Genomic DNA, 15,485 nt, shown 5'->3' with positions numbered 1-15,485 from the left:
ACACTTCTAGTAGTAACGCACCGGTCCGGCCGACCAGGTGCCCGACCTGGTCACCTGTTCGGATTCGACCTGCGCGGGCGTCGCCGACTCGTCGAGCGGGGTGTACCGCTCGAGCGAGCCCCAGTCGCGGTCCCAGTCGTTCGACAGGTAGGTGGCCAGGGTGCTCGCCGACAGCAGCTGGTCGGTCCAGCCCAGCGGGCCGCCGCCGAACTTGTCCTGCCAGGCATTGGTGGACTCGGCGCCGATGCGGTCGGGGAGGACACGCCACTGCGGGACCTCGGCGACGCCGTAGCGGTGGTCGAAGGGCCGCTGGCAGGGAAACGCGAGCCCGACGGCCCAGTCGAGGAGCACGGGGTCGCTGGACCCGACGACCGTCTGCAGTGTCTGCATCGTCGGCACCCGGGGCGGCGTCACCGCCAGCCACTGGCCGGGATCGGTGTCCGGGTCGTCCGCGACGAGCCGGACCGTGTTCGCCTCGGCGGGCAGCTGGTCGAGCGGCACGCGCAGGTTGCGCCACGACGGGGACGGTCCGATGTCGATCGGGTCGACGGTGCCGAGCGCGGTGACGGATCCGTCGGGACCGGTGACCCCGTACTCGACCTTCAGGCTCTGGCCGGGGGTGACGACGCCGTCCGCGTCGACCGACCGGATGCGTCCGGCGGCCGAGATGGTGAGGATCGGTGCGTCGTCGCTGCGGTCGGGCAGCCCGTACCAGCCGGTGGTGAGGGAGGCCGGCTTCTGCTCCCCGCCCGGCTGGTAGCTGCCGAGGACCGGGGTCCGGGCAGGGTCGAGGCCGAACGGCAGCGTCACGGTGCTGCCGTTGACTCCGGCGGTGGCCTCGGTGCCGCCACCGGTGCCGGAGCTGGTGCCCGTCGTCGTCTCGTCGGTCTCGGTGTCGACGGTGTTCGCGCCGCCGGTGGCGATCTTCTCGGAGTCGGCGGTGAGGTCGTCGGCGATGCCGTTGGGGGTGAAGCCCTCCGCGGCGGTCGTGCCGAATGCGCCTGCGCCGTTCGGGTCGGTGACCGGGGTGAGCGGCTGCAGCTGGGCGGCGGTGGGGTCGGTCTCGACGAGGACCTCGTCGGCGAGCGCACACGAGTTGCCGGTCACCGACTCGATGTTGGCTTTGGCGATGGAGTAACCGGGGTACTGCGCGACGGCCCCCTTCAGCAGCGACAGCACCTCGAACAGGACGACGGCACCGGCCGCGACGGTCAGCGGCGACGGCGCGAGCATCCGGGCACGCTTGCCGTTGGGTTTCTTGCCGTTCTCGTACGGTTCGCGGACGTGGTACCAGGCGGCGAGGAGCAGCGTGAGCACCGTGAGGCCCAGGAACAGCGTGGAGAAGCCCTTGCCCGCGATCATCGGCGGCTTGTCCCACCACGGGACGCCGTAGCTGGACACGTACCACCAGCCGTTGGAGCTGGTGAACGCGACCGCGAGGATGAACAGGACCCCCGCGGCGAACAGGGTGCGGTTCCGTTTGGAGCGGATGCTCGCGGCCCCCACCCCGACCGCCGCGAGCACCGCGACCGAGCCGGCGAGCCCCGCGTACACACCGAAGTGGTGGGTCCACTTGGTGGGCGTGAACATCATCAGCAGCAGTGACGCGAACACGATGCCGAGAATGCGGCGGGACGGTCCGATCGCGGTCCCGGGCACCTTCCCCTTGCGCAGGATCAGCATCACGCAGACCACGACGCACAGCAGCATCACGAACACGCCGAATCGGCGGGCCAGCGAGCCGTCCGGCGAGATCCCCATGAGCGAATCCCAGCGCAGCCGTTCGTCGAACCAGGCCACGTTGGGCCCGAGGGCGGTGCGGACGCGCGTCGACTCGAGCACCGTCGCGAGTGTCTGATCCGCGAAGACGGCCACCATCACGACGGTTCCCGCGGCGAGGATCGGCAGGATCTGGGACGCGAAACCCACTCGGTGGCCGCGCGCGATCACGATCTGCAGGATCGGCCGCGCGCCGGCGATCAGGGCGGCGATACAGATCAGGCCCGACGGTCCGGCCGCGAGGGAGAACGCGGCGATGAGCACGGCGACGGCGCCGGGGAGTAGTCGTCCGGTGGCGATGGCGCGCTCGATCGAACACCACGTGAGGAGGGCGCCGAGCGCGATGACGGGTTCGGGGCGCAGCCCGTTGTCGTACGGCAACCAGAACGCCAGGAAGACCAGTCCGCCGGTCCAGAGGGCAGTTCTGTTGCGGCGCACGGCCACACCGAGGCGGGGAATGACCTCTCGGCTGATCACCATCCAGCAGAGCAGGGCGGCGAGGAGCGTCGGCAGTCGCATCCACATGCTCGCGGTGCTCACCTTCGCCAGCGCCGCGAGGAGCTCGTACGACCATCCGAACGGTGCCTCGGGGACACCGAACCAGCGGAAGTAGTTGGCCATGTAGCCGGAATGCTCCGACACCCGGGCCATGCCGAGGAGGTAGCCGTCGTCGGAGGTGTTGGCACCGACCACGTGCCACAGCAGCAGCGTCCCGATCACGACCGCGTCGACACCGGTGAACTTCCACCAGTGCGCGGGCAGGAAGCGGCGGGCGCGACGACCGTCGATGCCGTCCACACGGTGCAACGCGTACAGCGAAGTCAGTGTTGCGAGGACGCACACGATCATCGCCAGCAGTTTGAGCAGGGTGGGGCTGGACGAGAATCGGGAGTCGGGGTGGACGTGCACGTTCAACTCCGCCGGCGCCGTGCCCTGCAGGTCGGTGAACAGGCCGACCATCTGCGGGCGCTGGTCGCCCTCGACGGAACCGGCGAGGGGTTCGGCGGTTCCGGTGATCTCGGCCGACGTCCGCTGATGGTCGGATGTGACGGTGAGAGCGGTGCAGCCCTGGAGGTCCGCGGCGTCCGCCGAGATCAGGGAGATGCCGCGAATCGTGACGTCGACCGTGCCGCCGGCGCCTCCCTTCACGACGAGACCGTTCTTCTCGAAGTCGGGCGCGCGATTCGGGAGGGTGGAGACGACGGTGCCGCCGTCGGGTCCGAGTTGCGTGAACACCGAGCACGGCACGTTCACCTGCATGTCCAGCGGTGTGTACGAGACCAGCGGCGCCTCGACGCTGTTCAGGGTGCCGTCCTGCGGCCAGTCGATCGACGCGGCGTCCTGCTTCACCGGCAGGAACGGGGTGGCCAGCGCGAGCACGAACCCGATCAGGCCGGTGACGATCGCGATGAGCCGGGAAGTGCGGATGGTCCGAAGGTCAGGCGGCGGGGGTTGGGACGGCACAGAACGATGTTAGGCGATGGTGGCTCCGCCACCTGTGAGTACTTGTTAACGCGCGGCGGTTAATAAGTACTCACGGGACCGAAGGTCACGACCGCGGCGACGTCGTCGAGGGAGAGGTCGAGAACCCGGGCGACCGCGGCGATCGTGAAGAACGCGGGTGTCGCGATGCGTCCGGTCTCGATCTTGCGCAGGGTTTCGACGGAGATGCCCGCGTCGAGTGCGACCGTGACCATGCTCATGTCTCCTCGCGCGGATCGCAGCAGCTCACCCAGCCTCTGCCCGCGTTCGAGTTCTTCTGCTGTCAACGGCACACGCACCATGTGCCATATGATAATACCGGTATAGAAATTGGATTCAGTCGTGGAGGGTGTTGTGGTCGAGTTGAAGACGGCGGCCGAGGTGCAGGCGATGCGCGCCGCGGGCCGGGTGGTGGCCGACGCTCTGGCCGCCGTGCATGAGGCAGCCGCGATCGGGGTGACGCTCCAGGGCCTCGATGCGGTGGCCGCCGCGGTGATCCGCGACGCGGGAGCGGAGCCCGTGTTCCTCGACTATCACCCGAACTGGGCGCCCAGCCCGTTTCCCGGGGTCATCTGTGCGAGCGTGAACGATGCTGTGGTGCACGGCATTCCCGGGGAATATCAACTCCGCGACGGTGACCTCGTCAGCATCGACTGCGGCGCCAGGCTCGCCGGCTGGTGCGGGGACGCCGCCGTGAGTTTCGTCGTGGGAACGGCGGACCCGGCGGACATCGCACTCGTCGAGGCCACCGAAGCCGCTCTCGCACACGGCATTGCAGCCGCCCGGCCGGGAAACCGGTTGGGAGACATCGGTGCCGCCATCGGACTGTTCGCGCGCGGCGCGGGATACGGGATGCTCGCCGACCACGGCGGGCACGGCATCGGCAGGCAGATGCACGAAGATCCGCACGTGCCCAACGAGGGACGCGTCGGGAAGGGAATGCTGCTGCGTCCGGGAATGGTGATCGCGATCGAACCCATGCTCATCGCCGACGGCACCGACGACTACCGGCACGAGGCAGACGGCTGGACACTCCGCACGGCGACGGGTGCCCGTGCCGCGCACAGCGAGCACACCGTCGCCATCGGTGAGGACGGTCCGGAAGTGTTGACGCGGTAGGTCTTTCCTACGTCAGTGCTCGCACGTCCCACACCCACACGCCGTCGACCGGCTTTGCGGGCGCCCCGACGAGCTGCTGGACCGTCTCGCGCAGAACGCGATCGTTCTGGGTGTGCGGCAGGACCAGGACGTCGGCGTTCCAGAATTTTAGGTCCGTCAGTGCCTGGGCTTTCGTCGCCTCGTCGATGGCAGGCACCTGGCCCGACGACTGTGCGGACGCGAGCAGTAGTGCGGTGGGGCGATCGTCGGGCCCGTACTTTCCCTGGTCCTCGCTGCCGGCTGGGCCGACGAAATACCCTCCGGCGATGGGGAATGCAAGATCCTGCTCGGTCTGCCAGCGCAGCATCCGCGCGTTCTCCGGGGAGGGGAGCGGCACCGTGACGACGGAGCCCTCGGTGACGTACTCCCGCCACGTGCCGTCGGCAAAGAAACTTGGTGCGGTGTCGCGCTGCACGACGGCGAGCGGCGTGGGTGTCAGCGGAAGCAGCGCCACCGCGAGCCAGCCGACCCAGAGCAGGGTGGTGGTCCGCTGGCCCTCGCGGGCGGACGCCAGGGCGCGGTCGGTGCCCAGCGCGAGCAGCAGGGCAGCGGCGGGCAGGCAGCCCATCGCGAAGCGCGATTCGAGAACGGACTCGAGGAGCGGCAGGTGTGAGATCAGCTTCCACGGCAGGGGAATTCCGGTGTCCCAGCCGCCGATCGTCAGCGATGTCCCGAGTGACAGGACGCCCATCACGGCGACGGTCGCGGCCGCGGCGCGAGCCAGCGGCATGCGCCACAGCCACAGGGCCGACAGGCCGAGGAGGATCAGCAGGGGCCAGCCGAAATACGCGTTCTCCTCGGTGGCGTTCATGCTGAACTCGGCGGACCCGGGCTCGCCGGCCAGCGAGGAGGTCGGAAAGCTGGTGAACGCCTCGGTGTCGTTGCCGACCGGGCCGTGTTCGATCGCCCGGTAGCTGTCGGGTCCGAAGAACTGCCACCACAGGGGTACGGCGGCGATGGCCAGCGCGATGCCGCCCGCGATCGCGAATCCCTTGATGCTGCGCTTGGCCGCCGCGAATGCCGCTCGCGGGCGCGACGCGGCGAAGGCGGCACCGAAGACCGCGAACGCCAGAGCGTAGATCAGCAGCGGTTCTTCGCCGAGGAATATCTGATAGGCGATCAGCAGGCCCAGAAGGATGCCGTCGCGCACCGGGCGCGCCCCGCTGCCCAGCCTGATCACGGCCAGCGCGATGAAGGGCAGCAGGAACAGGGCGACGAAGTTGGGGTGCCCGTTGGTGTGCGAGATCAGGGCGGGGGCGAAACCGCACAGACCACCGCCGACGGCGGCCGCGAGTCGCGACGACACCACATGCCGCGAAAACACCCAATACCAGGCAATTGCCGTGCCCGACAGGCCAAGTGTGAGCGCGAGAGTGAATGTGACGTTGGGTCCGAACAACAGCGTGACCGGCGCCAGCGGAATGCTGATGCCGAACATCGCCGTGTTACCCATGAGGTTGACGCCCAGCGGATAGTTCTGCAGGTCGCTGGACAGCGGATTCTCCAGATGGACCAGTGAGCGTGCCGCGACCGCGAAGAACCATTCCCACATCGTCTGGTCCTGGCCGCTGCGCACCAGATAGCCGGTTCCGAGGTGTTTCCACTGGCGGGCCAACACGAATGCGGCGAGGCCGACATAGAAGACGATCGCCGCGACGTCGGCCGGGTGCGGCCGGAGGCGGGAGCGGAGAGGGCGAGCAGTGGTGCTGGTGCTCTCTGCCTGCCGAGTGGTCTCGACCTGGGTGAGTATCTCAGTCACGCAGCTGCGCCTCCGGTTCTCGGGTCGATGTCAATCGACCGAGGGTACCGGAGGTCGCTGAGAGCTTCCTGGGTTGCGATCGCGTGATTGTTGCGTGTATCACATCAAGTTGATTTGTGAACTTCTGATCAATACAGGGATATTCTCCTGCCCCACTGGTTACGCTCAGCATGCTTTTTCGTATCGGTTGCAGTGCACTCTGAATGGGGTCGGCATGACGGACATCAGCACATCTCGATTTGGGTACAAACGGTTTACACGCTCGGTGGCAGTCGCAGGCATCGCCGCGCTCGCCATGGTCATGGGTAATGGCTCCGCGTCGGCCGGCGTGGACAATTCCAGCTCCGTGATCGATGCAAGGGGAAATCGCATCGAAGTCGTGCAGGGCGACACGGTGTATCAGACGGTGCCGCCGCTGGACGGCGTACCCACCAGCGTGGAGTTCTTCCACAACGGTTACGCGGGGGTCGCCATTACCGGCCCGAACGCGGAGGAGTTCGAGGGAACTCAGCTCACCGTCGGTTATCAGATCGGTTATCCGGTCGCATTGGCCGGCGCGACGATCGTTCTCAATTCGCCCGGACTCGGGTTCGCAATCGGGTCGAGCAATGGAATCGACATCGGTTTCGGCACGATGGGGTTCGAAAGTCTGAATCTCAACGCGGGGACCAACGCGGAACTCGCCGGTGACATCATTCCGTCGCAGGAACTCGACATCGACCTGGAGCCCGGTGGAATCACCACCGTTCCGCTCCTCGAGGGTCAGGAGTTCGACGGATCGGCCGCTGTGGTCAGGATGCAGGGAGTTCATGGCTCCATCTCCGGTGCTATCGGGCCGGTCACCATCCGTCCGTACGCGATGGCCGTGACGGAGAACGGTGACACCGTGATGACTTACGGTGTGCCGCAGAAGCTCAACTAGGCAGCCCGCCCGACAGGGTGCCTGACAGGGGTCGCCGGACTGATGTCCGGCGACCTTTGTCGACTGACATGGACGACGATGTCGCCTGTGATCCACACGGCGGCGCCGAGCAAGGCGATCACGAAAAGCACCCAGTGCCCGACGTAGACACCGACGATCGCTCCGATCGTCACGACGAGTCCGGCATGCACGACCACCTCACCGCCGGCGGTGCCGAGAAGATAGTTCTCGGCACCGCTACCGGCACGTCGAGGCTCCACTGCATCCGGCATGACCGCTCCTCGCGACGACCCGACAATTCCCCTCGGGGCGCGGAAAATTCCCGCCTCCCTGATTGGGTGCGGGGTTCCCGCGGGCAGGGTGAGGTAAACGTGAACAGACCGATCAGTTTCTTGTGACGACCACGAACGGTCCGGTCTCCGATACCGTGAATCGAGGGTCGTCGAACAGTTCCTTCGGGAACGTGACGGTGTAGCGGCGCACGTTGGGGTCGTTGGGATACACGTCCTCGGCGAGCCGCAGCGTGTACCCGTCGGGGCCCTGGCGGAACACGAACGCGTCGGGGGCGCGCCACGGCGCCGTGTCGAGTGCGGTCACCAGTTGGTCGGGCGTCTCGAGCTCGCTCCACTCCGAGATGGTCCGGGCGCGTCCGGCGAAGTCCGCCAGGGGATTCGAGTAGTGCGACGTCAGCGCCTGGAACCCGAGGTAGGGGTAGAAGCTGAGGAAACTGGTGTCGGCGGTGAGGACCACCGTGTCGTCGCGGGCGCGGGGGACCTGCGCCTGGATCAGCTCGTCGACTGCCGTGTAGTGGGCGGCGGCGCCGGGTGGGCGCTGGTCGGCGCGTTCGCCGTTGCCGTCGGTATCGGTGTAGGCGACAGCGATGTCGGAGTCGAGGAACTTGGGGATGTTCTGGACGAACGACAGCGCGCCCAGCACCCCGATCACCAGGACCGCCCCCTTGACCCGAGGGTTGTCGCTGGTCGCGAGCACGAGCCATCCTGCGAATTCGACGAATCCGAAGACACCTGCCGCGCCGAGCAGGACGATCAGCACAGGCTCGAGCCGGAACGAGAGGAGGGTGCTGCCGAGCACGGTGAACGCCATCGACAGCAGCGACCACAGGTAGATGGCCACCACTCCGACGCCGAGTGCCTGCGCGCGCCGCGACGTCGACGCGCGGGCGACGAGCCAGATGGTGCCGAGCAGGCACAGTGCCCCGGTGAGGGAGAAGTGGATCATCGGCAGCGGCAGATGCGCGCCTGCCTCGGGCAGATAGTGCAGTGCTGTTCCCGACGCCGCGGGCGAACCTCCCACGACCTTCAGCAGATACGGCAGCCAGACGGTCAGCGCGAGAAGGCCGGAGACGGCGGCGATCACGATCAGCCGGACGAGCGGATCGATCGCCGCCCGCCACGACTTCTGGGCGCGAATCCGCAGGGTTGCGGCCAGCAGTGCGAGCAGGGTGATCGCGAAGGCGGCGAGTCCGAGATACAGCGTGTAGAACGTGGCGGCGAGACCGAGGAACAGACCGGTGCCGATCACGGCGCCCCAGCCGCCGCGACCGTCGACACGGTGCAGCCCGCCCCAGGCGAGGACGAGTGCGGGACCGATCAGCAGGGTGATGACGGCGCCGTACGGTTCGGGTGACCCGTAGGCCAGGACGAGTGCCGTGGTCGCGAGGGAGACCACGATGGCCAGGTCGTGGCGGATCAGGTTGCTCCACAACACCAGTGCCACGACGGCTGCGACGGCGAGCGATCCGATGGCGTACGGCTTGAAGGCTTCCCAGCCGTCCATGCCGAGGAGGTTGGCGACGCGTCCGCCCACCCAGAACCAGCCGGCCGGGTAGTACGGCGGCAGGTCGGCGTACGTCATGTCGCGCAGTGCCGCCGAGTCGGTCAGCCGCGTGAGGTACTCGGTGCGGAACTCCTGGTCGACGGAGACGCCGTGGAGATAGAGCCTGGTGGCCGCGAGAGGCAGGCCGAGGGTGACGGTCACGAACCCGGACAGGCTCGCCCACGACAGCAGCCGGGCGAACCGCGGAGCCCGGTGCAGTCGCACGAGCAGCACCGACACCGCGATTCCCGCGATGGCCACGACCTGGCCGACCGTGGTGACGGCCTGAGTCACGTTGGACGAGTTGAACGCCGGCCACTGCACCCGCGCGAACGCGAACAGTCCGACCGCCGCCACCACTGCGGCCACGACGGCCCCCAGCAGCATTTCGAGAGCTGTCGACAGGGACCGTCGGGCCGGTGCTACGTCTGCTTCCGTCACGAGGGCGAAGCTTAGATGGGCAGCTTCTTGAAGATCGGTCGCGGGATGTGCCGCAGGATCATCATCACGTAGCGGAAGGCGCCCGGCGCCCACACGAGATCCTTGCCCTTCTCCGCCGACGTGACGGCGAGCTTGGCCACGTCTTCCTTGTTCACGGTGAGCGGGGCTTCCTTCACGTCCGCGGACATGCGGGTGCGGACCTGGCCGGGTCGGATGACGAGGACGCGCGGACCGAACTCACGCAGTGCCTCACCGAGTCCGAGGTAGAAGCCGTCGAGTCCGGCCTTGGTGGATCCGTACACGAAGTTGGAGCGCCGCACGCGCTCGCCTGCGGCGGACGACATGGCGATGATCTGGCCGAAGCCCTGTGCCTTCATCTTCTCGCCCACGAGCACGCCCACCGACACCGCGGCCGTGTAGTTGACCTCGGCGATCTGGACGGCCTTGCGCTGGTTCTGCCACAGTTCCTCGGCGTCGCCGAGCAGGCCGAACGCGACGATGGCGACGTCGACGTCGCTCTTGGCCCACGCCTCGTCGATGACCTTCGGGTGGCTCTCGGTGTCGACGGCGTCGAAGTCGATGACGTCGACGGCGTTGGCGCCGGCCGCCTTCAGCTGGGCGACGGCGGCATCGCGACCGGGATCACCCGGCAGCGCGGCGAGGATCACCCGCATCGGCGCCTTCTTCAGGTACTCCTCGCAGATTGCGAGACCGATCTCGGAGGTGCCACCGAGCAGCAGGAGAGTCTGGGGGTTCCCGACAGCGTTGATCACTAGAGTTCCAACCTTCTGGACATATCGGAGGCGAAGACATTGGTGGGGTCGTACTTGCGGCGGGTGGCGATCCACTCGTCGATCCGCGGGTACATGGCGTGGAAGGTCTCGGCGGTGGTCCGCGAGTCCTTGGCCGTGTAGAGGCGGCCGCCGAACTTCAGGACCCGCTTGTCGAGTTCGGTGACGAACTCGTTCAGGCCGGGCTTGATGCGGAAGTCGACGCAGATGTTCCAGCCCGGGATCGGGAAGCTCAGCGGGGCCTGGTTGCCCTCGCCGAACAGCTTGAACACGTTGAGGAACGAGTAGTGCCCCGACTTCTGGATGTCGCGGATGATGGCCTTGAATTCCTCGACCGCGGTGGTCGGCACCACGAACTGGTACTGCAGGAATCCGTTGGATCCGTAGGCGCGGTTCCATTCACCGAACATGTCGAGCGGGTGGTAGAACTGCGTCAAGTTCTGAACCTTGTCGCGGTACGTGCCGGACTTCCGGAACCACAGCTCGCCGATCATCGAGAAGTTGAACTTGTTGGCGAGACCGTTCGGGAAGACGTCCGGGAACGTCAGCAGCTGCGGCGCGTCGAACGCGAGGGGGTTCTTCTGCAGCTTGGCCGGCAACTGGTCGAGCTTCGCGAGCGAACCGCGGGAGATCGCGGCGCGACCCAGCTTCGGCGGCGCCGCGATGGCGTCGAACCAGGCGCTCGAATACTCGTAGTTGGATTCGCTGCCGTCGCTGTGCAGCGCGATGGTCTCGTCGAGCGTCTGGGTGACGTCGCCGTCGGCGATGAAGTACGCCGTCTCGGTGGGCGTCATCTTGATGGTGGCCTTGAGGATGATGCCCGTCAGGCCCATGCCGCCGATCGTCGCCCAGAACAGCGCGCCCTTGGGGTCGTTGCGGCCGCCCTTCGGCGTCAGCGTCCGCACCTTGCCGTCGGCCGTGAGCAGGTCCAGGGACACCACGTGGTTGCCGAAGCTGCCGGCGCTGTGATGGTTCTTGCCGTGGATGTCGGAGCCGATGGCGCCGCCGATGGTGACCTGCCGGGTGCCGGGCAGCACCGGAACCCACAGACCGAACGGCAGGGCCGCCTTCATCAACTGGTCCAGGTTGACGCCGGCGTCGACCTCGACCAGGTGGGTGTCGCGGTCGATGCGGTGGATCTGGTTCAGCGCGTTCATGTCGATGACCAGGCCACCGGCGTTCTGCGCCGGGTCGCCGTAGGAGCGGCCGAGGCCACGGGCGATCACCCCACGCTGCAGGTGAGCGGGCTTCGACTCGTTCTGCTCCGCGACCTGGGCAACCGCTCGCGCGATCACTTCCACGTCGGGAGTGGACAGCACCTGCGCGGTGGTGGGCGCGGTGCGTCCCCAGCCGGTGAGGGTGCGGGTCTGTGTGGGGAGCGCCTGGGTGGGCGTCTCTTCTGCTGTCGTGGACATCGAGGTAGAGGGTACCCGGAGGCCGGCCCCGCGGGCCCGTGCGTGCTTATCCACCGCGGGCGGTCGACAAGTACTCACGGGGCGCTAGCCTCGTCGTCGTGTCAGAAACCCAGCCGAGTCACGAGCACGAACCGCACGTTCCGCTCCCCGTCGAGATCCCCGTCACCGAGAACATCGCGGACGACGCACTGGACCTGAAGACGCAGATCATCCGTTTCGTCCTGACCGGTGGATTGTCGGCCATCGTCGACTTCGGGCTGTACTTCCTGCTGTTGGAAGTGGTCGGGCTCCCCGTGAACGTGGCGAAGTCGATCAGCTTCATCGCGGGCACCACCACCGCGTACCTGATCAACCGCCGGTGGACGTTCAAGGCCGAACCGAGCCGCGCCCGCTTCGTGGCCGTCGTCATCCTCTACGCGGTCACGTTCGCCGTGCAGGTGGGCCTCAACTGGGTGATGTACCACGCATTCCCCGACGAATGGTGGCGTCTGCCGCTCGCGTTCGTCATCGCTCAGGGCACGGCGACGGTCATCAATTTCGTCGTGCAGCGCGCGGTGATCTTCAAGATCCACTAGGCGCTGCCGGGCAACCACGCGGCAATGGCCCGGCGGGTGCTGCGATGACCCCTATCCGGGTGTTTCGGTAACGACTCAGCAACTTCTCTGGTGTGGCGGGTGTGTTCGGTGAGAATCGATCAATGCTGATTGTTCTCGATACCTCGGCCGTCACTCGAGACGTGCGCTTCGAGACGTTCGTCCGCGGCGCCCTCGAGCAGGGGAGCCGGGTACTCGTGCCGCGCCTGGTCCTCGTCGAGGTCGCGCACCGGTACCAGCGCGAATCGGTCGCGATGATCGAGGCCCTCACCGTCCAGGCGCGCATGTACGACCGGCTCGGGCTCCGGGAGGATCTGTCGGTCTTCGTGGATGCCGCCCGGGCCAAGGCCGACGGGTACGTCGACTCGCTGGCCCGGCAGCTCGAGGCGATGGGCTGCGACGTGATCGAGCCGGCGCACGCGTCGCACCTCGAGATCGCCGGTCGCGAGTTGCAGCGTCGCCGCCCCTATGTGGACAAGAAGCGGCACGGCTACACCGCCACGGTGAACTGGCTGACGGTCCTGGACATCGCCGATCGCCGCCCGTCCGAGGACGTGGTGTGGGTCAGTGCGAACTCCCGGGCGTTCGGTAGCGGCGAGCCGTCGACGTGGCATGACGAGATCTGGGCCGAGCTGCAGGAACGTGGTCTCGATCACCGGGTGCGGTGGGTGGTCGACCTGGACGACGTGGACCTCCGGGAAACCGGCCTGCCTCGCCGCGAACGGGTCTTCGAGCCGGTCGTCACGTCGCCGTCCGTGGCCGCCGTCAAGGCGCCACTCCCGCCCCGGCCTCCCCTCCCGCCCCGAGCGCCCGTCGCGGCTCCCGAACCCGTGGAACCTCCGGCTGCCGCCGCGGCCGTGCCTCCCGTGCACGTGGCGCGACCCCGGGTGGCGCCGCAGCGGATCCTGCCCTCGGGCAACGCGGACACCGGACGCCGCGGCATCGGCAGGGTGATGGGCGGACGCAAGCGAAAGGTCACCGTCGTGGAGGAGCTCGACGACCTCGATTTCGGCTGAGCCGGACGCCCGATGTCCCACTTGGCACGCCCGCGATAACGATTCGGGCAAAGGGGATAACGACTTGGGGCCGAAGCCACCATGAGTGACACACGATCGCGGCGGGTACTCCAAGGTTGAAGTTACGTATCCGTCAATGGCGACGGGTATCGGCGACCAGGGGAGAAGGCATGAAATCTGTGCCGAACGACCGCAAGCCGTCCGCGCAGCAGCGGAACGGGACACCGATCGTCCAATACCGTTCGGGTGCGAGGCTCGCGGGGCCGAGTATCGAATCCCAGGTTCTCTACCAGGCATGCAGGTGGTTTCTCCGGCCGGTGGTGCGGATGGCCCCGATCAACGAGTCGGCGATTCGCAGGGCCGCGCTGCTGGACATGGCGGCGGGGATCCGTCCGGCTTCCGGTATCCGCCGCCAGAAGGTGCGACTGCCCGGATTCGACGCGGAGATCGTGCGCGCGCCGGGGGTGTCACCGGATCTCGGTGACGGCGTCGTCCTCTATCTGCACGGCGGCGGGTTCCTGTGCTGCGGGCTGAACACGCATCGGCCGGTGGTCGCGACGATCGCGAAGCTGACCCGGCTGCCGGTGATGCACGTCGGCTACCGGCAACTGCCCGACACGAACATCAGCGGTTCGGTCGACGACTGCCTGACGGCGTACAAGTGGTTGCTGGAGAACGGAGCCCGCGCGGGCGGGACAGTGTTCGCCGGTGACTCGGCGGGTGGGTTCCTCGTCTTCGCGACCGCGCTGAAGGCCCGCGAGGAGGGCGTCGATCTGCCCGCGGGCCTGGTCGGACTGTCTCCGCTGCTGGACCTGGACTGCGCGGACAAGCTGGTGCACGCCAATGCCGCCCGCGACGTGTTCGCGCCAGTGGAGGCGCTCGTCACCATCGGCAAGCTCGGCGGCGAGGTGGACGGCGTGCTCGACCCTGCGCTGTCACCCGTGAACGGCGCTCTCGAGGGTCTGCCGCCTGTGCTGCTGGTCGCTGCGGAAGGCGAGGTGCTGCGGTCGGATTCGGAGCTGATGGCGTATCGGCTGAGCGCTGCGGGTGTTCCGACGACGCTGCAGATCTGGGACGGCCAGGTGCACGCGTTCCCGGCGCTGTGGCCCGGTCTGCCGGAAAGCCGTGCGGTGCTTCGGCGTATCGCGCGTTTCGTCGCGTCGCGTGTGCGGCCGGAGGACGGTGTCGCCCGGGACAAGACCGCCTGACTACCGCGGCGGGCCCTTCTCGAGCACGATCGTCGTCGATCGCTGTCGGCCGGTGTCGTCGAACCAGCGCACCGCGACCTCGTCGCCGGGGTGCCGTGCGATCATGCGTTCGCTGAGATCGTCCGAGGACCGGATGGGTGTTCCGTCGAATTCGGTGATGACGTCCCCGATCTCGATGCCTGCGTCGTCGGCGGGAGTGCCGATGCTGACCCAGAGCACTTCGGCGCCCCGATCGTCGTCGGTGACGCTGATCCCGAGGAGAGGGGTGTCGCCGATGTGCACGGTGGCGGACGTGGTTCCGGCGCGGACCTGATCGACGATCGTCATCGCGGTGTCGATGGGCACCGCATACGATCTCGGCTGGGTGGGAGCGGGTTTCGCGGGATCGGAGTCGGCGTTGCCCGCGGTGTTGACGCCGATGACGGCGGCGGTGGCGTCGACGAGGGGCCCGCCGGAGTCGCCGGGACGTACCGCCGCATCGATCTGGATCAGCCCGTTCAGCCGGTTCCGGGAACCGTCGGTGGAACTGCGGGCGGTGATCGTCTGCTCGACGTCGGTCACGAACCCGCGGGCCGCCACCGGAACTCCGCCTCCCTCCGCGTTACCCACCGCGGTCACCGGGTCACCGATGCCGACGGCGGTGTCCTTCGCGAGGGTCGCCACCGGGAGGTCGCCCGCGCCCTGGAGCCGGAGTACCGCGACGTCGCGCGAACTGTCGTACCCGAGGACGTCCGCGACGTACTCCACACCGTTGCCCAGGCTCACCGCGCTGATGTCGAGGGCGCCGTCGATCACGTGATGGTTGGTGAGGACGACGCCGTCGGGGGTGAGCACGATCCCCGTTCCCGCGGTTTCGACGAGACCCGAATCCGCGACGAGCGTGACGATCGCCGGGATCACCGTGGCCTCGACCTCCGCCGGGGTCAGGACCACGGGCGGCGGCGGAGGAGGCGCGGCGGGCTGGGCGACCGTCGCGGCCGGCGGTCCCGGTTCGCGGACCGGTGGTGCGCTCAGCAGCAGGCTGCCGATCACCGCCGTGGCCACGGCGAGGACCGTTGCGGCGCGGGGCGTCGTCATCCCGGTTG

The 15,485-nt window shown here is 67.8% G+C and carries 13 protein-coding genes; 5 read left to right on the top strand and 8 right to left on the bottom strand.

The window, feature by feature from the left end:
- Nucleotides 1-6: 6 nt before the first annotated feature.
- Nucleotides 7-3,243 carry an arabinosyltransferase domain-containing protein gene (locus tag CJ177_RS19605; RefSeq protein ID WP_095868401.1) on the bottom strand — a complete coding sequence of 1,079 codons (3,237 nt, stop codon included), beginning with the start codon at nucleotides 3,241-3,243 and terminating at the stop codon, nucleotides 7-9.
- A gap of 59 nt (nucleotides 3,244-3,302) precedes the next feature.
- Nucleotides 3,303-3,563, bottom strand: coding sequence for a helix-turn-helix domain-containing protein (locus tag CJ177_RS19600; RefSeq protein WP_005248828.1), 261 nt, complete (start codon nucleotides 3,561-3,563; stop codon nucleotides 3,303-3,305).
- Between the two features lie 52 nt (nucleotides 3,564-3,615).
- On the opposite strand from CJ177_RS19600, the gene map reads away from it, so the two are divergent.
- On the top strand, nucleotides 3,616-4,380 hold the full coding sequence (gene map / locus CJ177_RS19595) for a type I methionyl aminopeptidase (RefSeq protein ID WP_095868807.1): 765 nt from the start codon (nucleotides 3,616-3,618) through the stop codon (nucleotides 4,378-4,380).
- Nucleotides 4,381-4,387: 7 nt separating this feature from the next.
- Here map and CJ177_RS19590 read toward each other — a convergent pair whose 3' ends face one another.
- Nucleotides 4,388-6,178 carry a hypothetical protein gene (locus CJ177_RS19590; RefSeq protein ID WP_061041695.1) on the bottom strand — a complete coding sequence of 597 codons (1,791 nt, stop codon included), beginning with the start codon at nucleotides 6,176-6,178 and terminating at the stop codon, nucleotides 4,388-4,390.
- Between the two features lie 214 nt (nucleotides 6,179-6,392).
- Between CJ177_RS19590 and CJ177_RS19585 the strand changes: the two genes are divergently transcribed.
- The gene (locus tag CJ177_RS19585) at nucleotides 6,393-7,100 is read left to right on the top strand and encodes an MspA family porin (RefSeq protein WP_061041694.1); all 708 of its coding nucleotides are present in this window, start codon (nucleotides 6,393-6,395) and stop codon (nucleotides 7,098-7,100) included.
- Here CJ177_RS19585 and CJ177_RS19580 read toward each other — a convergent pair.
- The 4 genes from CJ177_RS19580 to CJ177_RS19565 form a co-directional block, all read right to left on the bottom strand.
- Nucleotides 7,097-7,372, bottom strand: a complete 276-nt coding sequence (locus CJ177_RS19580) for a hypothetical protein (RefSeq protein ID WP_061700001.1) — start codon at nucleotides 7,370-7,372, stop codon at nucleotides 7,097-7,099. The genes CJ177_RS19585 and CJ177_RS19580 overlap by 4 nt on opposite strands.
- Before the next feature lie 112 nt (nucleotides 7,373-7,484).
- Complete coding sequence (locus tag CJ177_RS19575; RefSeq protein WP_005248823.1) at nucleotides 7,485-9,377, bottom strand: galactan 5-O-arabinofuranosyltransferase; 1,893 nt, start codon at nucleotides 9,375-9,377, stop codon at nucleotides 7,485-7,487.
- Nucleotides 9,378-9,388: 11 nt separating this feature from the next.
- The gene (locus CJ177_RS19570) at nucleotides 9,389-10,150 is read right to left on the bottom strand and encodes a decaprenylphospho-beta-D-erythro-pentofuranosid-2-ulose 2-reductase (protein WP_005248822.1); all 762 of its coding nucleotides are present in this window, start codon (nucleotides 10,148-10,150) and stop codon (nucleotides 9,389-9,391) included.
- Complete coding sequence (locus tag CJ177_RS19565; protein WP_005248821.1) at nucleotides 10,150-11,583, bottom strand: FAD-binding oxidoreductase; 1,434 nt, start codon at nucleotides 11,581-11,583, stop codon at nucleotides 10,150-10,152. The genes CJ177_RS19570 and CJ177_RS19565 overlap by 1 nt, the downstream gene beginning before the upstream one ends.
- Nucleotides 11,584-11,681: 98 nt before the next feature.
- Here CJ177_RS19565 and CJ177_RS19560 point away from each other — a divergent pair, with 98 nt between their 5' ends.
- From CJ177_RS19560 to CJ177_RS19550, 3 genes are all read left to right on the top strand, one after another.
- Complete coding sequence (locus CJ177_RS19560) at nucleotides 11,682-12,158, top strand: GtrA family protein (RefSeq protein ID WP_005248820.1); 477 nt, start codon at nucleotides 11,682-11,684, stop codon at nucleotides 12,156-12,158.
- A 122-nt stretch (nucleotides 12,159-12,280) separates the two neighbouring features.
- The gene (locus tag CJ177_RS19555; RefSeq protein WP_005248819.1) at nucleotides 12,281-13,192 is read left to right on the top strand and encodes a PIN domain-containing protein; all 912 of its coding nucleotides are present in this window, start codon (nucleotides 12,281-12,283) and stop codon (nucleotides 13,190-13,192) included.
- A gap of 170 nt (nucleotides 13,193-13,362) precedes the next feature.
- Nucleotides 13,363-14,400 (top strand): alpha/beta hydrolase, encoded by a 1,038-nt coding sequence (locus tag CJ177_RS19550; RefSeq protein WP_061041690.1) that lies wholly within the window; start codon nucleotides 13,363-13,365, stop codon nucleotides 14,398-14,400.
- Here CJ177_RS19550 and CJ177_RS19545 read toward each other — a convergent pair whose 3' ends face one another.
- Nucleotides 14,401-15,477: a S1C family serine protease gene (locus CJ177_RS19545; RefSeq protein ID WP_061699995.1), complete on the bottom strand. Its 1,077-nt coding sequence runs from the start codon at nucleotides 15,475-15,477 to the stop codon at nucleotides 14,401-14,403.
- Nucleotides 15,478-15,485: the final 8 nt, after the last annotated feature.

Source organism: Rhodococcus sp. ACPA1, from assembly GCF_002300195.1.
Taxonomy (GTDB): Bacteria; Actinomycetota; Actinomycetes; order Mycobacteriales; family Mycobacteriaceae; genus Rhodococcus_F; species Rhodococcus_F opacus.
This window is presented reverse-complemented; position numbering and strand designations above follow the sequence as displayed.